This window comes from Streptomyces sp. NPDC053750, assembly GCF_044544295.1.
Taxonomy (GTDB): Bacteria; Actinomycetota; Actinomycetes; order Streptomycetales; family Streptomycetaceae; genus Streptomyces.
This window is the reverse complement of record NZ_JBITXB010000009.1, coordinates 211367-235919: the sequence shown is the minus strand read 5'-3', so window position 1 is coordinate 235919 and position 24553 is coordinate 211367. Positions and strand designations below refer to the sequence as shown.

At 71.0% G+C, this 24553-nt stretch carries 25 protein-coding genes and 1 pseudogene; 14 read left to right on the top strand and 12 right to left on the bottom strand.

Translation table 11 applies throughout. The features are described from left to right. From ACIGO6_RS25515 to ACIGO6_RS25505, 3 genes and pseudogenes are all read left to right on the top strand, one after another. A pseudogene (locus ACIGO6_RS25515) lies at positions 1-554 on the top strand (DNA primase); the annotation flags it as partial. A gap of 126 nt (positions 555-680) precedes the next feature. Then, positions 681-1391, top strand: a complete 711-nt coding sequence (locus tag ACIGO6_RS25510; protein ID WP_399879848.1) for a class F sortase — start codon at positions 681-683, stop codon at positions 1389-1391. A gap of 147 nt (positions 1392-1538) precedes the next feature. Further along, positions 1539-2696 (top strand): SchA/CurD-like domain-containing protein, encoded by a 1158-nt coding sequence (locus ACIGO6_RS25505; RefSeq protein ID WP_399879847.1) that lies wholly within the window; start codon positions 1539-1541, stop codon positions 2694-2696. A gap of 105 nt (positions 2697-2801) precedes the next feature. Here the strand turns inward: ACIGO6_RS25505 and ACIGO6_RS25500 are convergent, their stop codons facing one another. After that, entirely contained in the window at positions 2802-3830 is a 1029-nt protein-coding gene (locus ACIGO6_RS25500; RefSeq protein WP_399879845.1) for a methyltransferase, read from the bottom strand. A gap of 49 nt (positions 3831-3879) precedes the next feature. Continuing rightward, positions 3880-4941 carry a nitrous oxide reductase family maturation protein NosD gene (locus ACIGO6_RS25495; RefSeq protein WP_399880092.1) on the bottom strand — a complete coding sequence of 354 codons (1062 nt, stop codon included), beginning with the start codon at positions 4939-4941 and terminating at the stop codon, positions 3880-3882. Between the two features lie 144 nt (positions 4942-5085). Here ACIGO6_RS25495 and ACIGO6_RS25490 point away from each other — a divergent pair, with 144 nt between their 5' ends. The 3 genes from ACIGO6_RS25490 (at position 5086) to ACIGO6_RS25480 (ending at position 6950) form a co-directional block, all read left to right on the top strand. After that, positions 5086-5880 (top strand): restriction endonuclease, encoded by a 795-nt coding sequence (locus ACIGO6_RS25490; protein ID WP_399879843.1) that lies wholly within the window; start codon positions 5086-5088, stop codon positions 5878-5880. Between the two features lie 77 nt (positions 5881-5957). Next, positions 5958-6494, top strand: coding sequence for a cysteine hydrolase family protein (locus ACIGO6_RS25485; protein ID WP_399879841.1), 537 nt, complete (start codon positions 5958-5960; stop codon positions 6492-6494). 90 nt (positions 6495-6584) lie between these two features. Beyond that, positions 6585-6950: a transglycosylase family protein gene (locus tag ACIGO6_RS25480; protein WP_399879839.1), complete on the top strand. Its 366-nt coding sequence runs from the start codon at positions 6585-6587 to the stop codon at positions 6948-6950. A gap of 232 nt (positions 6951-7182) precedes the next feature. Here the strand turns inward: ACIGO6_RS25480 and ACIGO6_RS25475 are convergent, their stop codons facing one another. The 7 genes from ACIGO6_RS25475 to ACIGO6_RS25445 all read right to left on the bottom strand — a co-directional run bounded on the left by ACIGO6_RS25475 (position 7183) and on the right by ACIGO6_RS25445 (position 14176). After that, a complete protein-coding gene (locus ACIGO6_RS25475; RefSeq protein WP_399879837.1) occupies positions 7183-8520 on the bottom strand; it encodes an LLM class flavin-dependent oxidoreductase in 1338 nt (445 codons plus the stop codon). Next, positions 8517-9338 (bottom strand): ABC transporter ATP-binding protein, encoded by an 822-nt coding sequence (locus ACIGO6_RS25470; RefSeq protein ID WP_399879835.1) that lies wholly within the window; start codon positions 9336-9338, stop codon positions 8517-8519. Before ACIGO6_RS25470 ends, ACIGO6_RS25475 begins: the two co-directional genes overlap by 4 nt. Then, on the bottom strand, positions 9314-10171 hold the full coding sequence (locus ACIGO6_RS25465; RefSeq protein ID WP_399879833.1) for an ABC transporter permease: 858 nt from the start codon (positions 10169-10171) through the stop codon (positions 9314-9316). The genes ACIGO6_RS25470 and ACIGO6_RS25465 overlap by 25 nt, the downstream gene beginning before the upstream one ends. Further along, on the bottom strand, positions 10168-11244 hold the full coding sequence (locus ACIGO6_RS25460) for an ABC transporter substrate-binding protein (RefSeq protein WP_399879831.1): 1077 nt from the start codon (positions 11242-11244) through the stop codon (positions 10168-10170). The genes ACIGO6_RS25465 and ACIGO6_RS25460 overlap by 4 nt, the downstream gene beginning before the upstream one ends. Positions 11245-11515: 271 nt before the next feature. Further along, a complete protein-coding gene (locus ACIGO6_RS25455; RefSeq protein WP_399879830.1) occupies positions 11516-12352 on the bottom strand; it encodes an ABC transporter ATP-binding protein in 837 nt (278 codons plus the stop codon). Positions 12353-12504: 152 nt separating this feature from the next. Next, positions 12505-13233, bottom strand: a complete 729-nt coding sequence (locus ACIGO6_RS25450) for a S1 family peptidase (protein WP_399879828.1) — start codon at positions 13231-13233, stop codon at positions 12505-12507. Positions 13234-13408: 175 nt separating this feature from the next. Beyond that, on the bottom strand, positions 13409-14176 hold the full coding sequence (locus ACIGO6_RS25445; RefSeq protein WP_399879826.1) for a sulfite exporter TauE/SafE family protein: 768 nt from the start codon (positions 14174-14176) through the stop codon (positions 13409-13411). 317 nt (positions 14177-14493) lie between these two features. On the opposite strand from ACIGO6_RS25445, the gene ACIGO6_RS25440 reads away from it, so the two are divergent. The 6 genes from ACIGO6_RS25440 (at position 14494) to ACIGO6_RS25415 (ending at position 19730) form a co-directional block, all read left to right on the top strand. Next, positions 14494-15681: an ATP-binding protein gene (locus ACIGO6_RS25440; RefSeq protein ID WP_399879824.1), complete on the top strand. Its 1188-nt coding sequence runs from the start codon at positions 14494-14496 to the stop codon at positions 15679-15681. After that, on the top strand, positions 15678-16079 hold the full coding sequence (locus ACIGO6_RS25435; protein WP_399879822.1) for a roadblock/LC7 domain-containing protein: 402 nt from the start codon (positions 15678-15680) through the stop codon (positions 16077-16079). The genes ACIGO6_RS25440 and ACIGO6_RS25435 overlap by 4 nt, the downstream gene beginning before the upstream one ends. Continuing rightward, on the top strand, positions 16076-16456 hold the full coding sequence (locus ACIGO6_RS25430) for a DUF742 domain-containing protein (RefSeq protein WP_399879820.1): 381 nt from the start codon (positions 16076-16078) through the stop codon (positions 16454-16456). Before ACIGO6_RS25435 ends, ACIGO6_RS25430 begins: the two co-directional genes overlap by 4 nt. After that, positions 16431-17024 carry a GTP-binding protein gene (locus ACIGO6_RS25425; protein ID WP_399879818.1) on the top strand — a complete coding sequence of 198 codons (594 nt, stop codon included), beginning with the start codon at positions 16431-16433 and terminating at the stop codon, positions 17022-17024. The genes ACIGO6_RS25430 and ACIGO6_RS25425 overlap by 26 nt, the downstream gene beginning before the upstream one ends. Before the next feature lie 15 nt (positions 17025-17039). Further along, on the top strand, positions 17040-18389 hold the full coding sequence (locus ACIGO6_RS25420) for a cytochrome P450 (protein ID WP_399879816.1): 1350 nt from the start codon (positions 17040-17042) through the stop codon (positions 18387-18389). 207 nt (positions 18390-18596) lie between these two features. Continuing rightward, a complete protein-coding gene (locus ACIGO6_RS25415) occupies positions 18597-19730 on the top strand; it encodes a tryptophan dimethylallyltransferase family protein (protein ID WP_399879814.1) in 1134 nt (377 codons plus the stop codon). 109 nt (positions 19731-19839) lie between these two features. Here the strand turns inward: ACIGO6_RS25415 and ACIGO6_RS25410 are convergent, their stop codons facing one another. The 3 genes from ACIGO6_RS25410 to paaI all read right to left on the bottom strand — a co-directional run bounded on the left by ACIGO6_RS25410 (position 19840) and on the right by paaI (position 23047). Then, complete coding sequence (locus tag ACIGO6_RS25410; protein WP_399879813.1) at positions 19840-21138, bottom strand: flavin-containing monooxygenase; 1299 nt, start codon at positions 21136-21138, stop codon at positions 19840-19842. Positions 21139-21266: 128 nt separating this feature from the next. Beyond that, positions 21267-22613, bottom strand: coding sequence for a phenylacetate--CoA ligase PaaK (gene paaK, locus ACIGO6_RS25405; protein ID WP_399879811.1), 1347 nt, complete (start codon positions 22611-22613; stop codon positions 21267-21269). Further along, positions 22610-23047: a hydroxyphenylacetyl-CoA thioesterase PaaI gene (paaI, locus tag ACIGO6_RS25400; protein ID WP_399879809.1), complete on the bottom strand. Its 438-nt coding sequence runs from the start codon at positions 23045-23047 to the stop codon at positions 22610-22612. The genes paaK and paaI overlap by 4 nt, the downstream gene beginning before the upstream one ends. A gap of 237 nt (positions 23048-23284) precedes the next feature. Here paaI and paaA point away from each other — a divergent pair, with 237 nt between their 5' ends. Both paaA and paaB read left to right on the top strand, forming a co-directional pair. Further along, complete coding sequence (gene paaA, locus ACIGO6_RS25395) at positions 23285-24262, top strand: 1,2-phenylacetyl-CoA epoxidase subunit PaaA (RefSeq protein WP_399879807.1); 978 nt, start codon at positions 23285-23287, stop codon at positions 24260-24262. After that, on the top strand, positions 24259-24552 hold the full coding sequence (gene paaB, locus ACIGO6_RS25390) for a 1,2-phenylacetyl-CoA epoxidase subunit PaaB (RefSeq protein WP_356556211.1): 294 nt from the start codon (positions 24259-24261) through the stop codon (positions 24550-24552). The genes paaA and paaB overlap by 4 nt, the downstream gene beginning before the upstream one ends. The last annotated feature ends 1 nt before the right edge of the window (position 24553 follow it).

Here is a 24553-nt window from a genome sequence, read left to right as displayed (position 1 = left end):
TGTCCGAGGGTGGCTGGGACGGCGGTGGCCGTGACTCCGGCGACAAGGGTGACTCCGGCGACAAGGGTGACTCCGGCTACAAGGGCGACAAGGGCGACAAGGGCGACGACCCGCGCGGTGGGATGCGCACGGGTGGCGGTGCGCTGGCCGCGGTGTCCGAGGGTGGCTGGGACGGCGGTGGCCGTGACTCCGGCGACAAGGGTGACTCCGGCGACAAGGGTGACTCCGGCTACAAGGGCGACAAGGGCGACGACCCGCGCGGTGGGATGCGCACGGGTGGCGGTGCGCTGGCCGCGGTGAACGAGGGCGGCTGGGACAGCGGCAGCCGTGACTCCGGCAGCGGTTACGAGTCCAAGGAGGGCTCCGGGTACAAGCAGGACGAGGGCGAGAAGTCCTGGGGTGGTGAGCACGACAAGCCGCGCGGCGGAATGCACACCGGAGGCGGTGCGCTGGACGCGCCCACCACGACCGCGGCCGGCCTCGCCGTCCTGGGCGTCGCCGCGACCGGTCTCTACGCCGTCCGGCGCAGGAAGTCGGCTCCCGGGGTGGCGTAAGCCATGCCGGGCGAGATAGCAGTCGGGCCGCCACCCGGTCACCCCGTGGCGGCCCGGCTCGTTCCCCCCTCACCCCGTCCGCCCTGATGCCCTGACTGATGTCCTGCCCCAGTGAGGTGGTCCTCGATGGCAGTCCCCCCTTCCTCCCCCGCCGACGACGAGCCGGCCACGACCGGACTGGGGTCACGCTCGGGCCTGATGGTGCTGTGCGCCGTGGCCCTCCTGGTCCTGGCGGTGAGCCTGGTCGGCGGCAACGACACGTCGACCGACTCCTCCCGCCCACCGCTCGTCGCCCAGCCCGGCGCGTCGGCCTCGTCCGCCGCCCCGTCCGCATCGCCGTCGGGCACGTCCTCCCCGGAGGCCACCGCACCGGCGCCCAAGCATCTGGCGCGGTCGAAACCGGTGCGCCTGCGCATCCCGGACATCTCCGTCGACGCGCCCTTCACCGACCTCGCCATCGGCACGGGCGGGCAGCTCGAGCCCCCGCCGCCCGACGACACCAACCTCGTCGGCTGGCACGCCAAGGGAGTCTCCCCGGGCGAGACGGGCACCTCGATCATCGCCGGGCACGTGGACACGAAGACGTCCCCGGCCGTCTTCGCCCGCCTCGACGAACTGGACGAGGGAGACGTGTTCTCCGTCGAACGCGCCGACGGACGCAAGGCGACCTTCGAGGTCGACGCCCTGGAGACCTACGACAAGGACGACTTCCCCAGCGAGCGTGTGTACGGCGACGCGGAGCGGGCCGAGGTACGGCTCATCACCTGCGCGGGTGACTACGACCGCAAGGCCAAGGACTACACGGACAACCTGGTGGTGTTCGCCCACCTCGTCTGAGGCCGCCCCACGCCCGACATCACGCAGGTCACCCGCCCAGTTCACACGGGTCGCGCGCCACCGGGGCCCGGCACAGGATCGAGGCACGCTGGCGTCGCATCCCGCGGCCGACGTTCAGTTCCGCCCCCGCGAAGGAGATGTGCGCAGATGACCACCATGTCCACCCCTGCTTCCGACCCGCTGACGCGACAGGTGTCGCATCAGGTCTCCCAGTCCGTGTTCGACGGCTCCCGACTCCGAGTCGTCCTGCTGGTGGAGGTCTACGACGGAGCCCAGCAGCAGTTCCTCGAGACGTACGAGCAACTGCGCAGCCACGTCGAGTCCGTCCCCGGGCACATCAGTGAACAGCTGTGCCAGTCCATCGAGAACCCCTCCCAGTGGCTCATCACCAGCGAGTGGGAGAGCGCCCCGCCGTTCCTGAGCTGGGTGAGCAGCGAAGAGCACGTGCGGATGGTGAAGCCGCTGCACAGCTGCGTCCGGGACACCAGGTCGCTGCGCTTCCACGTCGTGCGGGAGACCAGCAACCCGGCGGCCGGCGCCGAGTCCGCCCGGGGCGGGCTCCAGACACCCCGAATCGGTGACGGAGTCATCCGCCACGCGCTGACCTTCACGGTCAGGCCGGGGAGCGAGGACGTGGTCGCCAAGATCCTCGCCGACTACGCCTCGCCCGAGCCGCAGGTCGACGACACCACGCGGCTCTGCCGCACCTCGCTGTTCCTGCACGGCAACCGCGTGGTGCGGGCCATCGAGGTGCGCGGCGACCTGCTCGCCGCCCTCCGGCACGTGGCGGAGCAGCCCGAGGTGCGGGCGGTCGAGGAGGCCATCAACCCGTACCTGGAGCAGGACCGGGACCTTGGCGACCCGGAGTCCGCCCGGGTGTTCTACACGCGGGCCGCGCTGCCCGCCGTCCACCATGTGACGGCGGGGGAGCGGGACCCGGCGGCGCAGCGGCACGCGCTGTCGTACCCGGCCCGGCCGGGCTGCGGCATGCGGCTGGCCCAGCTGCTCGCCGAACGCGACGAGGCGGCGGCGGACGACCCGCGCAGTGCGGTCCTGTGCAGCACGATCTTCCAGCGCGACGACGTGGTCGTCCGGCTGATCGACGTACGGGGCGACCTCGTCGCCGCCGATCCGGCGGTGATCCTCGGCCTCCCGGACGCCGGCCGGGTGACCGAGCTGACCACGCTCCTGGACGGCGGCGCGGCACCGGCGGGCACCTCCGCGGCCGAGGGCGGCGACCTGGCCCGCGCGCTCGCGGGCGCCCGCATGGAACCCGTCACCGACCGCCGCTCGCCCGACGCCTGAACCGTCCCCGTGGCGTGAGCGCACACATCGGCCGCCGGTCCGCGACGTACGCGGGCCGGCGGCCGATGACCGTGTGGCTCCTGATCCGGTTGTCTCCCGGTCGGCTCAGCGGGGCACGGTGCAGTCGAACGCGTGCAGATAGGGGTTGACCGGACGGATGTCGTCGATGACGAGGCCCGCGTCGGTCAGCCGGCCGACCATGCTGTCGGTGGTGTGCTTCGCGCCCCCGACGTTGAGGAGCAGCAGCAGGTCCATGGCGGTGCTGAACCGCATGGAGGGCGTGTCGTCGACGAGGTTCTCGATGACCACGACCCGTGCGCCGGGTCCGCCCGCCTCGATGACGTTGCGCAGGGCGCGGGCGGTGCTGTCGTCGTCCCACTCCAGGATGTTCTTGATGATGTACACATCGGCCCGCACGGGGATGGCGTCACGGCAGTCACCCGGCACGATGCGCACCCGGTCCGCGAGCGATCCGCCGTCGCGCAGCCGGGGGTCGGCGTTCTCCACCACCCGCGGCAGGTCGAGGAGGGTGCCCTGCATCGACGGGTACTTCTCCAGCAGGCTGGCCACCACGTGGCCCTGGCCGCCGCCGATGTCGGCGACGGACGTGCTCGCGGACAGGTCGAGGAGAGCCGCCACGTCCTGGGCCGACTGCCGGCTGGACGTCGTCATGGCGCGGTTGAACACCTCCGCCGACTCGGGAGCGTCCTCGTTGAGGTAGGTGAAGAACTCCTTGCCGTACAGGCCCTCGACGACGTTGCGGCCGGTGCGCACCGCCTCGTCCAACTGCGGCCACGCGTCCCAGGTCCACGGCTCGGTGCACCACAGGGTGATGTAGCGCAGGCTGTGCGGGTCGTCCTCGCGCAGCAGCCGGGACATGTCGGTGTGCGCGAACGTCCCGTCCTTGTGCTCGGCGAAGACGCCGTAGCAGGTCAGGGCGCGCAGCAGCCGGCGCAGTGGCCGGGGCTCGGTCTTCACCGCGGCCGCGAGATCCTCCACGGCCATGGGGGTCTCGCCGAGGGCGTCGGCGACGCCGAGCCGGGCAGCCGCGCGGAGGGCGGCGGCACATGCCGCCCCGAACACGAGCTCCCTCAGCCGCATGGGCGGGGGTGGGGCGGTCTGTGCGGTCGTCATGTGCCGCCTTCCTTCCTTCTTCGGTCCACGGGTTACTGGGGCCGGCCGGTCAGCACAGGCCCGAGGGCTTGGACGCCGTGCAGGTGTTGCCCTTGAAGGTGTTGGTCCCGGCGGTCTCGGTGCTGACGATGTCGGCCGGGGCGTTGGCGTGCAGCCTGTTGTCGCTGACCTCGTTGTGTTCGCCGGTGACGCCCACGAAGCTCTTGAACAGGACGATGCCGCCCGACAGCGGGGAGGTGCCGGCGTTGTTCATGACCGTGTTGTCCGTGATGCGGACCTTCTCGGTGCCGGTCAGGACGATGCCGGAGCCCTGGAGGGCGGGCAGCCGTTCGGTCTTGGGGCAGGACCTGTTGTTGCTGACGACGTAGTTGTCACGCACCGTCAGGTCGCCGGCCTTGGGCATGTTCTCGTCGCCGACGACGAACACGCCCGCACAGTTGTCGGTGATGTGGTTGTTCTCGACGCTGAGGTTGCGCAGACGCCGGACGGTGACTCCGATCCGGTTGCCGTCGAGGCGGTTGTGCTCGACGATCGCGCCCCGGGTGTCGTGGGCGCCTTCCTCGGCCGTGATCGTGTTGGCGACGAAGATGCCCGCGTCGCCGTTGTCCTCGGCGGTGTTGCCCCGGAAGACACCGCGGACCGAGTACTCCTGGGCGATGCCCCAGATTCCGTTCTTCACGGCGGACACGTTCCGCACCGTCAGACCGTCGGTGTGCTTCGAGAGCACACCGGTGCGGGCGAAGCCGGTCACGGTCAGGGAGGCGACGGTGACGTCCTCGACCTTGTCGGCCGTCGTCCCGACCACGCAGATGCCGTTGCCGCCCTCGGCGCACGTGTTGGCGGGCGTCTTCTTCGTGCTCGGCTTGATGACCGTGTGCCGGCCCATGCCGCGCAGGGTGAGCCCGGGCGTGCTCACCTGGACACTCTCGTGATAGGTGCCGGGGGTGACGAGAACCGTGTCGCCCGGCCGGGCAGCGTCCACTGCCTTCTGGATCGATTGTCCCGGGAGGACCACGCGGGTCGTGTGGATTGCGGACGCCGGAGCCGCGCCGAGCCCCGTTCCGATCATCGCTGCGGTGCACACCAAGTACACGACATGGCATTTCTTCATATTCCGCACGTTATGCCCGACGGAATCGCGCACGGCCCGGATGAGCCATCCGACGGCGTGTCATGTACGGCCGATGGGTGGGCCCTTATGGGGCAGACGACGTGAGTGATCTTCATGTCGGCCCGCGAGGGAGGAACGACCAACGTGACCGTGACCGAACGCCGCTCCCGTCCGAGGCGTCCCGGACGTCGCTTCGACCTCCGGGCGACAGCCGTGCTCTTCGGCCTCGTCGCAGTCGGCCTGAGCATCGTGGGCTGGATCGTGCGCATGGCGTCCGACGTCGTCGAGCGGCGCCCCGCGTGGGCCGTCGTCCTGGTGCTCGGCGCGGTGGTGGCCGGCTTCGTCCGTCGACGAAGGCGATCCGGGTACTCCGCGGCGGGGCTGGCGCGCCGCACCACGGAGGCCTTGGAGGAGGCCACGGCCACCACCCTGGAGGCGCTCGAACCGCAGCGGGCGAGCGCGCCGGCGGGGGAGGAGCCCGGTGACGAGGAGACCACGGTGCCCGTCCTCGACCACGGGTCGCTGAGCCCCGACGAGTTCGAGCAGGCGATAGCCGGTCTCTGCGTACGGGACGGCTGCGCCGCCGTGGAGGTCGTGGGCGGGGCGGGCGACCTCGGCGCGGACGTGGTGGCGACGGCTCCCGACGGCAGACGGATCGTCATCCAGTGCAAGCGCTACGCGGACGGCAACAAGGTCGGCTCCGAGGAGATGCAGCGCTTCGGCGGTACCTGCTTCACCGTCCACGAGGCCGATGTCGCGATCCTCGTCACCAGCAGTTCCTTCACCGCACCGGCTGCAGAGTACGCCGAACAGTGCGGAATAGTGTGCGTGGACGAGCGGCGACTGCGTAACTGGAGCGTCGGCCGGGGGCCGGTGCCCTGGGCGGTGAGTCCGCTCGCGCAGGGGGAGACGGAGCCTTTGGACCCGGACCTCCCATGACCGGCCGGCGGCGTGCACGCCCCGCCACCGACCGGGGAAGCGCCGTTTTCCCGCCGCCCGGTGGCAACCTGGGCGGCATGGGCAAGACCGCGCTGATCGTCATCGACATGATCAACACCTACGACCACGAGGACGCCGAGTCACTGATTCCCGCCGTGGAGTCCGTACTGCCGGCGGTGACCGGTCTGCTGGACCGGGCACGGGGGCAGGGGATCCCCGTGATCTACGTCAATGACAACTTCGGCGAGTGGCGTTCGCACCACGGCGAGATCCTCGACAAGGCCCTCTCGGGACCGCACTCCCGTCTCGTCGAGCCGGTGCGGCCCGACGAGTCCTCCCTCTTCGTGGTCAAGGCACGCCACTCGATCTTCTTCGAGACCCCGCTGACCTACCTGCTCCACCAGCAGGGAATCGACCGGCTCGTGCTGTGCGGACAGGTGACCGAGCAGTGCGTGCTCTACTCCGCCCTCGACGCCCACATCCGCCACCTCCAGGTCGTCGTCCCGCGTGACGCGGTCGCCCACATCCACGCCGACCTCGCGGATGCCGCGCTGCGCATGATGCAGCGCAACATGGGCGCCCGCGTGTGCGACAGCGACGAACTCTGGGCGTGAGGTCCCGGGGCGCGGTCCGGATGCTCCGTACGGCGCAAGGAGGGCGCGGCCGGCGCGACGGCGCCCGTCACCTGATGTAACAGTCTTCATATGATCTGTAGACGACATGCTCATACGAGCGACGTGCGCAGTTCTCACGCTCGCGGAATCCGTACCGCCCTGGTGGCCCTCGTCGCCGCGACCGCACTGGGCGCGCCCGCCGCGGCGGCGGCCTCGCCGTCGGCCCCCGCGCGGACCGACTGGGACGCCATCGCCGCATGCGAATCCAGCGGCAACTGGAAGGCGAACACGGGCAACGGCCACTACGGCGGCCTGCAGTTCTCGCAGTCGAGCTGGGTCGCGGCCGGTGGCCTCAAGTACGCCCCGCGCGCGGACCTGGCCACCCGCCGGGAACAGATCGCCGTCGCCGAACGCCTGGCCCAGCTCCAGGGCATGTCGGCCTGGACCTGCGCCTGAGCCGACGCCCCGGCTCCACGTGGAAGGTGCCGGAAACGGCTGACCGGGCCGTCGTGTTGACCGGGTAACCCGTGCGCGTGCACGTGTGGCAGTGAACGCTGTGCTCCGTTTCCTCCCCCCCGGCAGGTGGGCAGCCACTTCCGGGGGAGCCGAGGGGCGGTCCCGGACGTGCCACCGCCGATACGCCCGGGGCCGTCCCTCGCACCGTCTCCGCCCCGTGGGGCGGGCGGAGTCACACGGCCTTCTGCGCCGGGACCGGCACGGCGGCGGGCCGCGAGAGTCCGTAGTGCTCGCGCAGTGTGGCCCCGTCGTAGGCGGAGCGGAACAGCCCCCGCGCCCGCAGGATCGGCACCACCTGGTCGGCGAAGAGATCGAAGCCGCCGGGGAGCCAGGGCGGCATGATGTTGAAACCGTCTGCCGCCCCGTGCTCGAACCACTCCTGGATCTGGTCGGCGACCTGCTCGGGTGTGCCGGCCACGACGCGGTGGCCGCGAGCGCCCGCCAGGCGGTGCAGCAGCTCGCGGACCGTGGGCTGTTCACGGTCGATGATGTCCAGGACGAGTCGGAAGCGGCTGCCGTTGCCGCGCTCGCCCCGGGTCTCGATGAGCCGTCGGGGCACCGGACCGTCCAGCTCGTCCGCCCCCAGCTCGAGACCCAGCAGACGTTGGAGCAGGTGGAGCGAGTACTCCGGCTGGGTGAGTTCGTTGAACTCCCCGTGCAGCGCGTGTGCCTCCGCCTCGGTCGAACCGATGAAGGGGCTGATGCCCGGCAGCACGATCACCTGGTCCGGGTCCCGGCCGAGCGCCGCGGCCCGTGCCTTGAGGTCGGCGTAGAACTCCTGCCCGCTGCGCAGCGTCTGGTGAGCGGTGAACACGGCCTCGGCGTACGCGGCGGCGAAGGAGCGGCCGTCCTCGGAGGACCCTGCCTGCACGTAGACCGGCCGGCCCTGCGGGGAGCGGGGGAGGTTCAGTGGTCCGCGCACCTTCAGGTGACGGCCCGTGTGGTTGATCTCGTGGATGCGGTCGGTGTCGGCGAACACGCCGCTCCTCTGGTCGACGACCAGCGCCTCGTCCTCCCAGCTGTCCCACAGCTTCGTCACCACGTCGACGAACTCCCGTGCCCGGTCGTACCGTTCGGCGTGCACCGGGTGCTCGTCGAGGCCGAAGTTCCCGGCGGCCTGCGGGGCGCCGGTGGTCACGATGTTCCAGCCGGCCCGCCCTCCGCTGAGGTGATCCAGCGAGGAGAAGAGACGGGCCAGGTTGTAGGGCTCGGTGTAGGTGGTCGAGGCCGTCGCGATCAGGCCGATGCGCTCGGTGGCCGCGGCGACGGCCGACAGCCAGGTGAACGGTTCGAGCCGGAAGCGGCTGGCGTAGCGCACGTTGTCCGCCAGGGACGGCCCGTCGGCGAAGAACACGGCGTCGAATGCCGCCCGTTCGGCGCGGCGGGCGAGGTCCTGGTAGAACCCGATGTCCAGGAGCCGGCCGGGATCGGTGCCGTGGTGGCGCCACGCGGCCTCGTGGTGGCCGCCCGGGTAGACGAACAGATTCAGGTGCAGCTTCCGGGCACTCATGCCGCGCTCTCCTCCCCGACGGCCCCGACGACGCCGTTGTTTCCGGTGCTTCCGGTGCCCTCGCTGACTCCGGTGGTCTCGACGGTGTCCACTCCCAGCCGGGCGAGCAGTCGGCCGCGCAGGGCCACGTACTCGCTGCTGCCGTGACGGCGCGGCGCCGGGAGCTCCACGGGAAGGTCGGCCGCGATCCGGCCACGGTCCAGCACCACGACCCGGTCCGCGAGCGCGACGGCCTCGTCGACGTCATGGGTGACGAGGAGCACGGCGGGCCTGTGCCGTTCGCACAGCCGCCGCAACAGGGCGTGCATCCTGATCCGGGTCAGTGCGTCCAGCGCCCCGAACGGCTCGTCCGCCAGCAGCAGCCGCGGCTCACGCACCAGGGAACGCGCGAGCGAGACACGCTGCTGTTCGCCGCCGGACAGCTCCACGGGCCACCCTCGCTCACGCCCGGCCAGACCGACCTCGGCGAGGGCGGCACGGCCCCGCTCCTCGGCAAAGGGCCCGACCAGACCCAGGACGACGTTGTCGAGCAGCCGCTTCCAGGGCAGCAGCCGTGCGTCCTGGAAGACGACGGACACCTGGTCGGGGGCGGTCAGCTCGCCGCTGCCCGCCACCTCGTGGTCGAGCCCGGCCAGGGCCCGCAGCAGCGTGCTCTTGCCGGAACCGCTGCGCCCGAGCAGCGCCACGAACTCGCCCGGTGCGATGGACAGGTCGAGCCCGTCCAGCACTCTGCGCTCCCCGAAGGAACGCACCAGGTTTTCGATGCGGACCGTCGCCCGGTCCTCGGCCGTGCTCAGCCCGCCAGCGTGCGCCGCCATGACAGGGCCCTCCTCTCCACGAGTCGTACCAGGGCGTCGGAGACGAGACCGAGCAGGCCGTACACGACGAGACCGACGATGATCACGTCGGTCTGCCCGTACGTCCGCGCGAGCTCCATCATGTAGCCGATCCCGCTGGTGGCGTTGACCTGCTCCACGACGACCAGGGCGAGCCAGGCCCCGGTCACAGCGAAGCGCATGCCGAGCAGGAAGCCGGGCAGGGCGCCGGGAAGCACGACATGGCGGACGAAGGCGAGCCGGCCGAGGCCCACGGTCTCGGCGAGTTCGGCGTAGCGGCTGTCGATGGTGCGCAGTCCGTTGTGCGTGTGGATGTAGACCGGCACGAAGACACCGAGCGCGATCGTGATGACCTTCATCGTCTCGCCGATGCCGAACCAGAGGATCAGCAGGGGTATCAACGCCAGCGAGGGAATGGCCCGCTTGATCTGGACCGGACCGTCGATCACCGCCTCGCCGAGCCGGCTGAGGCCGGAGACGAGCGCGAGGAGCAGCCCGGCCACGACGCCGAACAGCAGCCCGAAAAGGGCGCGTTGGGCGGAGGTGGTGAGGTGGGACTGCAGCTTGCCGTTGTCGGTCAGGTCACCCGCGGTGTACGCGATGGTCCACGGCGCCGGCAGGCTGCGCACGTCGACGAGGCCGAATCCGGAGGCCGTCGCCCAGAGCACGAGCAGCAGCACCGGGCCGATCGCCCAGCCGTACGGCACGGGTTTGCCGGGTCCCAGGCGCCTTCGGTGCGGACGGCGTGGGCGGACCGCGGCTGCCGGGGCTTTCGCCTCAGGTGGCGCCTGCCGGTCGTGGACCGTGGTGCTCATGATGTCGTCCCTTTGCCGGAGACGGCCTCGGCGGCCACCGGCTCGTAGCGGCGGTCGAAGAGAAGGTCCGCCTCGAAGGGCTCGCGGTCCTGCTCCTCGGCCAGCAGGTCGATGGTCTGCTGCTGCCGGTGGATGGCGTCGGTCCAGTCCGCGGGCAGGTCCGGACGGCCGACTCGCTGGACGAGGTACTCGCCGTCCTCGCGGCTGAGCCCCTGGTCCTCGACGTAATAGCCCGCGACCCATTCCTTCGGGTGCTCTTCGATCCATATCTGCGCCCGCGCCCAGAATTTCACGAGTTCCCTGATGGCCGCCGATTTCTGCGCGTCGGCAACGGATTCGGTCAGCGCCCACAGATGCGCCGGGTCGTCCCGGAGCCCGTGCTTGACCGTTGCGCCGCCCTCCTTTCCGTAATTGGCCAGATAGCGCTTGATGTTGACGTCCGCGATGGGGGCGGCATCCACTTGCCGGTTCCCGAGCGCCGTGGGATAGACGTCTCCGGTGCTCGCGAGTTCGACAAGTTCGACGTCCTCTTGTGTGAGCCCCGCCTTGTCCAGAATGCGCAGGACCAGTGCTCCCTGGGCCTGTCCCGGGCTGTAGGCGATCTTCTTTCCCCGCAGGTCCGCCAGCGTGCGGATGCCGGAGCCCGGGGCCGTGCCCAGTTCGTAGATGGGATTTTTGATCGGATCCGCGCGGAACTTCACCGCCACCAACTTGGTGTCGAGCCCCGTCCAGTGGGCGTTGATCGACGGGATGTCCGCGGCCGAGCAGATGTCGAGGGCGTCGGCCCGGAAGGCCTCGGAGCACTTGGGGCCGCCGCTGATGTTGGCCCACTTCACCTTGAAGGGCAGTTCGTCGATCTGCCCCGACAGTTCCAGGGCGACCTTGAGGTCGGGTGCCCCGACCGTGAGCGTGGTGTCGGGGGCGAGCGCGTCCGGGATGCTCTCGCCGGAGACGTCCTTGCTGCTCGCGGTGGACTGCGGCGGGGCCACGCACGCGGTGAGGGCGACCAGAATGGACGATGCGACAACGACGGGAAAGCGCCGGAATCCGGACATGGTTGTGCTGGAGGTCATGACGGCCTTCGCGGGATATGGGAGCCAAGGGCAGCGGGGCGGTGGAGCTCAGCTACACACCGCGGTGGCGACGCGCATCAGATCGATGGCCCGCCTCTTTCGGAACTGCCGGGATTTCCGCATGTCGTGGACGCTATCCGCGGGGCAAAAAGGGGTCAAGGTCCGCTGGACGCACTGGCCTTGGCTGCAATGACGTATTCGTCGGTGCGTCACGTTTCCGAAACACGTCATGTTTCTGAAATCGAAGCACACACGCCGGTCCGCCGGGGGCTCAGCCTTGAGTGCGCCGGCCCGAATAGGCCGACCAGCGGCCGTCGCGCCTGGCCACCGTGATGTCGCGGCCGAAGCAGGCGGTCAGCAGGGCGTCGGTCAGGACCCCGGCCACGGGTCCCCGCGACAGCGTCCGGCCCTCACGCAGGAGCAGGGCGTGGCTGACGGCCGGGAACAGCTCCTCCAGATGATGGGTGACCGTCACGGTGGCCAGCTGCGGCCGCCCCTCGGCCAGTTGGTGCATGGCCTCGACGAGATCCTCGCGCGAGGGCAGGTCCAGGGCGTTGAACGGCTCGTCCAGGAGCAGCAGGGCGGGGTCGGCCATCAGTGCCCTCGCGATGAGGACGCGCGCCCGCTGCCCGCCCGAGCACACGCCGTAGGGCCGGTCGGCCAGCTCCTTGACGCCCAGTTCGGTCAGCAGGTCGTGGGCGCGCAGCCGGACCTCGTCGTCGTACGTGCGCCACAGGGGCTGCACGGTGCCGCTGTGGCCGGTGAGCACGACCGCGTGGGCGGTGAGGTCCTGCGGCACCCGCTGGGCGGAGGTCACGTGGCCGATGCGCGCCCGGAGCTCACGGACGTCCACCCGGCCGAGCAGGCTGCCGAGCACCTCGACCGTGCCGGTCGTGGGGTGCATGAGCGCGCCCAGCAGGCGCAGCAGGGTGGTCTTCCCGGCGCCGTTGGCCCCGAGCAGGGCCCAGTGTTCTCCGGGCCGGACCGTCCAGTCGATCCCGTCGAGGATCAACTGCTCCGTCGTGCAGCGGCGGACGCCCACGTCCTCGAGCCGGAGCACGGCCGTCGTGTCCTCGGACACCAGGGAATGGGCTGCCTGCCCGGTCATACCGGAGCTCCTTCACGTGGGACGCCGTCGTACACGGAGGAAACGGTAGATGCATCCACCACGCGCTTGCCGAACCGTCCGCTCCCTGGACGCGGAGTACTGCGCCCCGCCTCCGCCGTGACGGAGACGGGGCGCAGGGGGGCGGAACCGGGTCAGACGCCCGCGACCGACTGGATCCACGAGCGGTAGGCGGTCACGTTGGTGTACGCCGTGGTGCTCTGCCGGTCGCTGGTCGAGGCGACGCCCACCTGGACGCCCCCGGCCATCATCGGACCGCCCGAGTCGCCGCCCGCGGTGATGCCGTCGACGGGGCGGGCGCAGATCGCGGAACCGTAGTAGGCGTCGCGGCAGCCCTGGGTCACGCTGACGTTCGCGACCTTCAGGTACCGGGACTGGCAGTTGATCTCCGAGCCGCACCGGGAGGTGGCTCCCCAGCCGTAGACCTGCACGGTCTGGCCGACCCGTACCGTGCCCGGCTGCCCGAGCGTGGCGTAGGAGGCGGAGACGGAGCGGTCGAGCCGCACCAGCGCGAGGTCCGCCGAGGGGTGGGTCGTGGTCTGTACGCCGCCCGCCACGGTGCCGCCGGAGCTCTGGTCGAGGCTGCCGATGCGGAAGGACAGCCCGCCGCCGCCGACGCAGTGCTTGGCGGTCAGGATCCAGGTGGGGGAGATGATGGTCGCGGAGCAGGTCTGGGTGCCGTTGGAGAACAGGCGGGCCGCCCAGGGGGCGTTCTGCGCGTAGCCGCCGCCGATGATCGGCTGGGGGCCGCCGTCACCGGGCCGGGGTTCCGCGGCGGAGGCGCTCGGGACGAACGCGAGGGTCGACAGCAGCGCGGCCAGGAGAGCGGCCGTCAAGGTGGGGACGAGTCTGGATATGCGCAAGGCTCCTCGATTCCGGCGACACGCGTCGGGGCGCGTGTGGGTGTGTGGGGGCACTCAGCATGTCCGGCCCGGTTCCGGGGCCACCAATCCCGACTTCTCATAACGCGCCGTTATGCGCCGGCAGTTGTGCCGTGGCACCGCGCACCGCGCACGGCGCCTCGCGGAGCCGGTGGGCTCAGCGCAGCAGCAGCTGCACGAGGGCCACCGTGCCGACCGCGACGACGAGTATCCGCAGGAGCAAGGGGCTGATGCGGCGCCCGATCCTGGCTCCGCCGTAACCGCCGAGTCCGGAGCCGGCCGCGATGAGGAGGACGGCCGTCCAGTCGAAGTCCGCGGCGAAGAGGAAGAAGAGCGCCGCGACGGCGTTGACGACGGCCGCGAGCACGTTCTTGACGGCGTTGAGGCGCTGCAGGGACTCGTCGAGCAGCATGCCCATCAGGGAGAGGTAGATGATGCCCTGCGCGGCGGCGAAGTAGCCCCCGTAGACGCTGGCCAGCGTCAGGCCGCCGAACAGCACCGGGCCGCCGTCGCGCCGGGCGCGGGCGCCGGTGCGTTCACGGCGGCGCCGCACCAGTGCGGCGAGCTGCGGCTGGAGGGCGACCAGCACAAGGGCGAGGCCCACCAGAGCGGGCACGATGGTCTCGAAGGCACTGGCCGGCAGGGAGAGCAGCAGCGTGGCGCCCGCGAGGCCGCCCAGCAGCGCGCCGACGCCCAGTTTCAGGACGCGCCGCCGCTGGCCGCGCAGTTCCCTGCGGTAGCCGATGGCCCCGCTGACGGACCCCGGGATGAGGCCGAGCGCGTTGGACACCGTGGCGGTGACCGGCGACAGCCCCGTGGCCAGCAGCACCGGAAACGTGATCAGCGTCCCGGAGCCGACGACGCTGTTGATGGCGCCGGCTCCGACGCCCGCCGCGAACACCGCGGCCATGGCCTCCGGCGTCATCCCGTGCCGCCCCGCGTGGGCCTCTCGCTCCGGCGGAACGTGTCCTGTGCATCCTTCACGGGGCCGACTGTACCGACCGAAGAAGTCCGGGCTCGGGGTGGTCTCCAACCAGTCCTGGACGAACGCATCTTGACGTGAATTCGCTTGATCATGCGGTGATACGATCACCGCGTTTGCGGAGCGGGCGGATGGGTGAAAGACGGCATCCCCGACTTCAGGGACCGTTCGGACAGCACCCCCGGTACGGGCAGTCCACCGGGCCGCCCGCGTGGACGGGAATTCAGCAAGCCGGCCGTCAGTCGCCTGAAGAGAGTCTTATGACGGAATACATGGGGAACCCATTGCTCTGGGTCCTTCTCGTCGCCCTCGTCGCCGCCGCCGTGCTCGTCAGCCGGCAGCGCAAGGCGGCCCGGGCCCTGCGGCAGGAGGTCCAGGGCCTCAGGGATCACTACACGGAGCTGGAGAGCGATTACGGAAAATCCGTACAGGCCGCCCAGGAGCGGGCCGAGGACGAGACCAAGACCGTTCTGAAGTCGGCCATGCGGACCCTGCAGGGCCTCGCCGCCGAACAGCAGCTGGTGCTCTCCCGGCTGCAGACCAAGTACGGCGACTCGGCGCTCCTCGAGGACCTGCTGGAGATCGACCACACCAACTCGCAGTTCGGTAGGCGCGCCCAGTCCATCGCGGTGCTGTGCGACGGCTGGCTGGGGGGCCGACGCGACACCGCCTCGGTGTACGACGTCGTCCGCAGCGCCCAGGGCCGGATCCGGCACTTCCGCCGGGTGGAGATCCTCTCCCAGGTCGACTTCGGCATCACCAGCCGGGCCGTCGAACCCGTCGCCCTGGCCCTCGCCGAGCTGCTCGACAATGCCACCAGCTACTCCAGCCCCGACACCGTCGTCGAGATCAACATCCGGACCGTGCCCAAGGGCATCTGCGTCGTCGTCGACGACGCGGGCGTCGGCATGAGCGACGAGGAGCGTGCCCGCGCCGACAAGCTGCTCGCCACCGAGCGCGCCTCGGGCGTGGCCGGCCTCGGCAACCCGCCGCAGTTCGGCTTCGCGGTCATCGGCCTGCTGTGCGAACGCTTCGGCTTCGAGGTGTCGGTGGATTCTTCTTCCCCCTACGGAGGTGTGCGCGCGGTGGTGCTGCTGCCGCACGAACTGCTCACCGCCATGCCGGAGAAGAAGGCACCCCTCCCGGCCCCCCGCGGCACCGCCCGGCCGGGCCCGGAGGGGGGACCGGAGGAGTCCGCGCCCGCCCCGTCCCGGACGAGTGACGGACTTCCCCGGCGCCGCCGCAAGCGCCCGATGGCCATCGTGCCCGGCAGCGCGTCCGCCCCGCGCTCCGCGAGCCGCTCCGACTCCGAGCAGGCGCAGGTCATGGCGGCATTCCAGCGGGGCACGCAGACCGGCCGCGTCACCCGGCCCCAGGACTCGGGCCCGGACTCGGACCGGACGAGCAGAACACCCGGTGCAAGCAGCGAAGGACATGAGGACTCGTGAACGACGATCTGTCATGGATGCTCGACAGCGCCCTGGAGATTCCCGGCGCCCTGCACGCGGTCCTGATATCGGCCGACGGACTGCTGATGGCCCGCACGCAGGACTTCGACAGGGACGACGCGGACCGGGTCGCCGCGGCGATGAGCGGTGTGCAGTCACTCAGCCGTACCCTCGCCTTCTTCTGTGAGGACCCGCACCAGGCGTGGCGGCAGACCCTGGTGGAGTTCGACGGCGGCTGGGTGTTCCTGATATCCGCCGGCGAGGGCGCCTACCTCGGTGTCTCCGCCTCCCCGGAGGTCGACATGGCCGACATCACCTTCCGGATGCAGCAGCTCGTCGCCCAGCTCGGCAAGCGGCTGACGACCCCGCCGCGCGAGAACCTCGGCAGCCGCTCGTGACCGGCCACGACGGCTGGGAGCCGGAAGCCGCCGCCTTAGTACGGCCGTACGTCATCACCAAGGGCCGCGGGCTGCCCGACGACGGGCAGCTCTCCCTGATCACCCTGGTCACCGCGTCGGCCGGCCACACGCAGCGGCCCACCACCCGGCTGTCGCCCGAGGAACAGAACCTGCTGGACCTCTGTTCCGCCGGTTACCTCTCGGTCGCCGAGATCGCCGGCCACACCCACTACCCGCTGGGCGTGGTGCGGATCCTGCTGGCGTCCCTCATGGAGGGCGGCCACGTCATGACCCGCCCGCCGGTGGCCCGCGCCGCCCTCGCCGACCGGGAGATCCTGGAGGAGGTGCTCAATGGGCTCCGCGCCAAGTTTGGATGAGCGGGACTACGTACGCGGCGGAGCGACGCAGACCGCGGTCAAGATCCTCGTCGTCGGGCACTTCGCGGTGGGCAAGACCACCCTCATCGGCTCCATCTCCGAGATCGAGCCGCTGTCCACCGAGGAGACGATGACGCAGGCCGCCGAGTCGGTCGACGACCTCAAGGGGGTCCAGGGCAAGACCACCACCACGGTCGCCATGGACTTCGGCCGTCTCACCATCAGCGACCGCGTCGTGCTCTACCTGTTCGGCACCCCCGGCCAGCAGCGCTTCGTGCAGATGTGGGAGGACATGGCACGCGGCGCGCTCGGCGCGCTGGTGCTGGTCGACCCCGAGCGGCTGGCGGACTCCTTCCCGGTCATCGACCTCATCGAGCAGTACGGGCTCGAATACGCCATCGCCGTCAACCACTTCGACGGCGCCCCGCCGCGCGACGAGCGGGCCCTGCGCGAGGCCCTGGACCTGCTCGACGACACCCCCGTCGTCACCTGCGACGCCCGCGACGAGAAGTCCTCGGCCGCCGCACTGACCACCCTCGTCCGCTACTTGCTGGACCGCACCCGCTAGGAGCTGGGAGCAGACATGAACGCCCACGACACCGCCCCGGTGCCTCCGCCCGGGTGCCCGGCCCACGGCTCCGGGGCCCGCGTGCCGCTGCACGGACCGGAGTTCGCCGCCGACCCGCAGGCGTACTACGAGTACCTGCGCCACTACGGGGCCGCCGCACCCGTCGAACTGGCCCCCGGGGTCGAGGCGACGCTGGTCACGGACTACGCGGCGGCGCTCCAACTGCTGCAGGACTCCGGTTCCTTCCGCAAGGACGCGCGTCGCTGGCGGGCCTTCAACGAGGGCAAGGTGGGCCCGGACAGCCCGGTGGTGCCGCTGCTGGCCTACCGGCAGAACTGCATGTTCGCCGACGGCGCCGACCACCTCAGGCTGCGGCAGGCGGTCACCGACAGCATGGCGCGGGTGGACACCCGGCGGCTGAGCCGGAGCACCGAGCAGATCTCCGGCTACCTCATCTCCCAGTTCGCCGGCCGCGGTTCGGCCGATCTGCTCGGCGACTACGCCCGGCAGCTGCCGCTGTTCGTCTTCAACGAACTCTTCGGCTGCCCCGCCGACATCGGCGACCGGGTGCTGTTCGGCATCACCGGGATGTTCGACGGGGTCAACGCGGAGAAGGCCGCCGCGGTGCTCTTCGAGGCCGTGGGGGAGCTGGTCGCGCTCAAGCGGCGCAAGCCCGGGGACGACGTCACCTCCTGGCTGATGCAGCACGAGGCCCGACTCGACGACGAGGAGATGGTCCACCAGCTCGCCCTGCTGCTCAGCGCGGGAGCCGAACCCCTGCGCAACCTCCTCGGCAACACCCTGCACCGGCTCCTGACCCACGAGCGGTACGCCCGCGAGGGCGGACTGATCGACGAGGCGCTCGACGACACGCTGTGGGAGAACCCGCCCATGGCCAACTTCGCCCCGCACTACCCGGCCGCCGACACGGAACTGGCCGGACAGCAGATGCAGGCGGGCGACCTCGTGCTCGTCAGTTTCGCCGCCGCCAACACCGGTCCCGCCCTCAAGGCGTCCCGCCAGGCGGGCAGCAACCGCGCGCACCTCGCCTGGAGCGCGGGCCCGCACGCCTGCCCGTCCAAGGAACCGGCCCGGCACATCACGGTCACGGCCATCGAGTACCTGCTCAACGAACTGCCCGACGTCGAACTCGCCGTCCCCGAGGACAGCCTGACCTGGCGTCCGGGCCCCTTCAACCGGGCTCTGGCCACACTTCCGGCCCGGTTCACCCCGGTGCGTGCCGCACGGCGCGGCGAAGCGGGGCCCGCCACCGCGTCGCCCGGGCAGGAGAAGCCGGCGGGTCCGGCCCGTCCGGCCGAACACAAGGGGATGTGGAGCCAGTTCCTCAACTGGCTCACACGGTGATGTGCGCAACACCCTCCCAACCAGCCCCTTTCGCATGAAGATCGAACGGCACGGGTAGTGAGCAACGCGGTATTCAAGTTGCTTACGAGTCAAAGGAGGTGTCGTGGACCACATATCCACGTACGCCGCTTTCCCGGCGCCGAACCCCCTGATACCCGCCCCCCGAGGCGGGTATCGCTTTGGGCGGCTCCGGCCGGGGTCGGACCGGTGAGGGCCGCGCCGACGGCCGCGGACCCGCGGGGCACGCCCACGCTCGGCTCCTTCACCGGCGGCCAGCTACGAAGACTCGGCTCGGTCGCCGGCCTGTCCCGCGCCGACGTCGAGACCTACGCACAGGTCCTGACCGACGCACTGGGCCCGGTGGCCCAGCGGCCGCTGAGCCTGGCGCCGCCCACCCGCACCTTTCTGTCCGACGACCACACCCCCGTGGAGTTCTCCCTCTCCTTCCGGCCGGACGCGGCGCCCGCCATGAGGGTCCTCGTGGAACCGGGCTGCGGCGCAACCAGCCTGGCACACAACGGCCGTGCCGGACTGGAGGCGATCCGGACGATGGCGCGGCGCTGGCACTTCGCCACCGACGCCCTCGACGAACTCCGGGACCTGTTCCTGCCACCCGCTCCGCGGGGCCCCCTCGCCCTGTGGTGCGCCCTGGAACTCAGACCCGGCGGCGTACCCGCGGTCAAGGTCTACCTGAACCCGGCGGCGGGCGGGGAGGAACGTTCCGCCGCGACGGTGCGCGAGGCCCTGCACCGGCTTGGGTACCGCCGGGCCTTCGACAGCCTTCCCCAGGGCAGTGGATATCCGTTCCTCGCCCTGGACCTCGGGGACTGGGCGGAACCCCGGGCGAAGGTCTACCTGCGCCACGACAACCTCACGGCCGGCCAGGCCGGACGGCTGTCCCGGATGGAGTCGGGCCCCGTGCCGACGGCGGTCGAGGGTTTCTTCCGCACGGCCGTGGATCTCGGCTCCGACACGGGCGGGCTCGGCGGACGGCCTGGTCAGTCCTGCCACTCCTTCACCGACCTCGGCACGGAGCGGCCGAGTGGATTCACCCTGTACATCCCGGTTCGTGACTACGTCCGGCATGACGGGGAGGCCCTGGCGCGGGCGTCCAGAGTGCTGCACGACCACGGCATGGACGCCTCCGTACTCGACCGCGCCCTGGCCGCCCTCACCGAGCGGCGGCTCGAGGACGGGGTGGGCCTGATCGCCTACCTGGCCCTCGCCCACCAACGGGACCAGCCGCCGCGGGTGACGGCGTACCTCTCCTCGGAGGCGTACGCGGTCCGGCCGCCTGCCGTGGAGACCGTCCGCGAACCGGTGCCGGTGCCGGTGGCCTGACCGGACCGTCCGCACACGAGAGGGCTCCCGGTGCGATCCACCGGGAACTCTCGGGCAAGGACGTGACCGGGCGCCGTCGCGGACTGCGCGGCGGCGCCCGGCGGAACACTCACACGGGCAGCGACTCCCGGAACTCCGCCAGGTACGGGCCCACGTCGACCTGGATCGAGGCGCCCCGGGTGCGGCCGTAACGCTGGACGATCCCGGCGAGGTAGGTGCCGATCTCCTGGCGCATCTCGTCCGCCGCGGGCAGCGTGACCTCCCGGGCGATGATCCGCGTCACCCACCGCGCCTGGGCCTCCACCAGCCGGCTGATCGAGCCGACGGGCCGGATCAGACCGACGAAGTACAGCCCCGGCCGGTCCGCCGGGACGATCCGTCTGTACAGCTCGACCGAGCCGTCCGCGGCCACCGGGCAACCGGCGGGCAGGAAGGGGAAGGTCATGTGGAAGCCGGTGCAGTAGACGACCGCGTCCGCCGCCACGGAGGTGCCGTCGGTGAAGACCACCCGGTCGCCGTCGAAGGAGTCGATCCCGGGTTTCGGGGTCACGGCGCCGTGCCGGATCCGGCTGAGGATCTCGTCCGACAGGGTCACCGCCGAGGAGAAGATCGGGTGGTCGGGCTCCGGCAGCCCGTAGTCCGAGAGCCTGCCGCGGGCGACGAGCAGGGCCTGCTCCACCCAGCTGCGCTGCTCGGCGAAGGTCATCTCGCTCCACCAGGGCGCCTCGGCGATCTCGTCGAGCGACATCCCGTAGAGCTGCTTGGGCAGGATGTGCAGGCCCCGGCGCACCGAGAGCACGGTCTGCGCGGCGTGCCGGGACAGGTCCGCCGCGATGTCCACCGCCGACGCACCGAGGCCCACCACGACGACGCGCTGTCCGGCGAAGTCGCTGCCGGTGCGGTAGTCGAGGGAGTGGAGAATCGTTCCGGCGAAGGAGTCGGCGCCCGTCGGGAGGGGGTCGGGCAGTGCGGGCTCGGTGTGGTGCCCCGAGGCGACGACCACGTGCTCGAACCGACGCGACGTCACCGCGCCGTCCGGGCCCCTGCTGTCGACCGTCCACCTGCCGTCCGCGTCCTGGCGTACGGACATGACCTCGGTACGCAGCTCGACCCGGTCCAGGACGCCCGACCACTCGGCGAAGGACCGCAAATAGGCGGCGACCTCGCTGTGCCGGGGATAGAGCGGGTACGACGACGGCATCGGGAAGTCGGTGTAACCGGTCAGCTGCTTGGCGCTGTTGAGATGCAGTGACAGATACCCGGGACCGCGCTCGCCGGCCTGCGGCTGACGCCAGATCCCCCCGACGTCGGGGGCCTTCTCCAGGCAGACGAACTCGATGCCGCGCTCCTTGAGAGCATGGGCCACCGCCAGCCCGGACAGACCGGCACCGATCACACACACATGCACGGGATTTCCCCCCTGGACGGACTCAACCTCCCCCGATCATGCATTTCCTGCCCATCCGCATCACCGCGCACACCAGCACGAGTGAGGAACGGAAGTGTCCGTGCTCACGTTTTTCCCTGGTCAGCCGGTCAGGCCCCGCGCAGGTCCCTCACCCGGCGGAGCTTGCCCAGGGAGCGTTCCAGGGCCTCCGGCTCGACGATCTCCACGTCCACGGTGACACCCACGCCGTCCTTGACGCCCTGGCCGATCGCCCTGGCGGCCGCCTCGCGCTGCTCGGGACCGGCGCCGGGGCGGGCCTCGACCCGCACGGTCATGTGGTCCATGCGACCGCGCTCGGTGAGCTGGATCTGGAAGTGCGGGGCGACGCCGGGCGTGCGGAGCACGATCTCCTCGATCTGGGTGGGGAAGACGTTCACGCCGCGCAGGATGATCATGTCGTCGCAGCGGCCGGTGACCTTCTGCATCCGGCGGAAGGCGGGCCGGGCGGTGCCCGGCAGCAGCCGGGACAGGTCGCGCGTGCGGTAGCGGACGACGGGGAGCGCCTCCTTGGTGAGAGAGGTGAAGACGATCTCGCCCTCCTCGCCCTCGGCCAGCACGGCGTCCGTGAGCGGATCGACCACCTCCGGGTAGAAGTGGTCCTCCCACACGTGCAGCCCGTCCTTGGTCTCGACGCACTCCTGGGCCACGCCGGGGCCGATCACCTCGGACAGGCCGTATATGTCGACGGCGTGGATGTCCATCCGCTCCTCGATCTCGCGGCGCATCTCCTCGGTCCACGGCTCGGCACCGAAGATGACGACCTTCAGGGAGCTGGTGCGCGGGTCGACGCCCTGCCGCTCGAACTCGTCGAGCAGGGTGAGCATGTAGGACGGGGTGACCATGATGATCTCGGGCCGGAAGTCCTGGATGATCTGCACCTGGCGTGCCGTCATGCCGCCGGAGGCGGGAATCACCGTGCAGCCGGCGCGCTCGGCGCCGTAGTGCGCGCCGAGGCCGCCGGTGAACAGGCCGTAGCCGTAGGAGATGTGCACCTTGTGACCGGGCCGGCCGCCCGCGGCCCGGATGGAGCGGGCGACGACGTCCGCCCACGTGGACAGGTCGTTGTCCGTGTACCCGACGACGGTGGCGCGGCCGGTGGTGCCGCTGGAGGCGTGGACGCGCCGCACGTCGGCCATGGGGACGGCGAACATGCCGAAGGGGTAGGTGTCCCGCAGGTCGGTCTTGGTGGTGAAGGGGAACCTGGCCAGGTCCGCCAGGCTGCGGCAGTCCTCGGGCCTCACCCCGGCGGCGTCGAACTTCTTCCGGTACAGCTCCACGTTCTCGTAGGCGTGCCGCAGGGTCGTGCGCAGTCGGTCGAGCTGGAGCTCCCGGAGCTGCTCCCGGTCCAGCCGCTCGGCGTCGTCCAGCAGGTCGTGGGGGAGGGGCTCTCCGCGGCGGGGTGACAGGGTCGTCCCGGTCGTCGGCTCGCTGCTCATCGCGACTCCTTCGTCGTCGTGCCCGGCGTCTCGCGCGCCGTGGTCTCCCGCACACTGCGGCTGCGGCCGCGGAACTCCGCGATCACTTCCCCGCCGCGCCGCACGCTCACGTCGTAGACGCCGCTGCGGCCGAACCGGGTGCGCTCCTCGGCGCTGGCCACGAGCACGTCGCCCTCGCGGGCCGGCGCGACGAACACGATGTCGGCACCCGCCGCCACGGTCACGGGACCGTGGCTGTTGCACGCGCAGGCGAAGGCGGTGTCGGCGAGCAGGAAGAGGTAGCCGCCGTGGGCGATGCGGTGTCCGTTCACCATCGCCGGGGTCACGGTCATCCGCAGGACGGCGCTCCCCTCGCTGTGCTCGACGAGCTCGATGCCCAGCCGCCGGGACGCCTCGTCCGCGGCGAACATCACCTCCGTGGGCGTCGGCTCCATGGTCCGCGGCACCTGTCCTGCCACCTGTCCCGTCACTGTCCCACCACCTCGTCCCACTACCTCGTCCACCACCTTGCTTCCCGACCGACCATTCGGTCCGCGCGCGGCACGGCCCAGTAATCCAGCCGTGCGGTTGCCCTGTCAAGAGGGTGAGCGGCGAGGTTCCGGGTCTTGCCCGGCGCCGGAAAACCCGCCACACTGATACCGAACGAATGGTCGGTTGGGAAGCTGGTGACGATGACCACGACACACGCCGCCGAGGCGCCGCCCCCGGACGCGTTGCAGGAGCACTTCGACGCGACGATCGCGCACGACCAGCGCATCGAGCCGCGCGACTGGATGCCGGAGGGGTACCGCAAGACGCTGATCCGGCAGATCGCCCAGCACGCGCACTCGGAGATCATCGGCATGCAGCCGGAGGGCGAGTGGATCACCCGGGCGCCCTCGCTGCGCCGCAAGGCGATCCTGTTCGCCAAGGTCCAGGACGAGGCCGGCCACGGGCTGTATCTGTACTCGGCGGCGGAGACACTGGGCGCGGACCGCGCCGACCTCACCCAGCGGCTGATCGAGGGGCGCCAGAAGTACTCGTCGATCTTCAACTACCCGACGCTGAGCTTCGCCGACGTCGGTGTGATCGGCTGGTTCGTGGACGGCGCCGCGATCTGCAACCAGGTGCCGCTGTGCCGCAGCTCCTACGGGCCGTACGCGCGCGCGATGGTGCGGATCTGCAAGGAGGAGTCGTTCCACCAGCGCCAGGGCTACGAGCTGCTGCTGACGATGATGCGTGGCACCGACGCCCAGCGGGAGATGGTCCAGGACGCGGTGAACCGCTGGTGGTGGCCGTCCCTGATGATGTTCGGCCCGCCCGACGACGCCTCGCCCAACTCCGCGCAGTCGATGGCCTGGAAGATCAAGCGGCACAGCAACGACGAGCTGCGCCGCCGCTTCGTCGACATGACCGTCCCCCAGGCCGAGAAGCTGGGCGTCACCCTGCCCGACCCGGAGCTGCGGTGGAACGAGGAGGCCGGGCACCACGACTTCGGCACCCCCGACTGGGACGAGCTGATGCGCGTCATCAAGGGCGACGGCCCGTGCAACGAACAGCGCATGGAGCGGCGCCGTACCGCCCACGAGGAGGGCGCCTGGGTGCGCGAGGCGGCCACCGCCCACGCCGCCAAGCAGGCCGCCCGCGCACAGAAGGGAGCGGCGGCATGACCCCCGCGAAGCAGGACTGGCCGCTGTACGAGGTGTTCGTGCGCGGCAAGCGCGGCCTCAACCACGTCCACGTCGGCTCGCTGCACGCCGCCGACGACGCGATGGCGCTCACCCACGCCCGCGACCTCTACACCCGGCGCAACGAGGGCGTGAGCATCTGGGTCGTGCGCTCCGAGCACATCGCCGCCTCCACCCGCGACGAGAAGGACCCCTTCTTCGCCCCCAGCGCCGACAAGGTCTACCGCCACCCGACCTTCTACGACATCCCCGACGACGTCCCCCACATCTAGG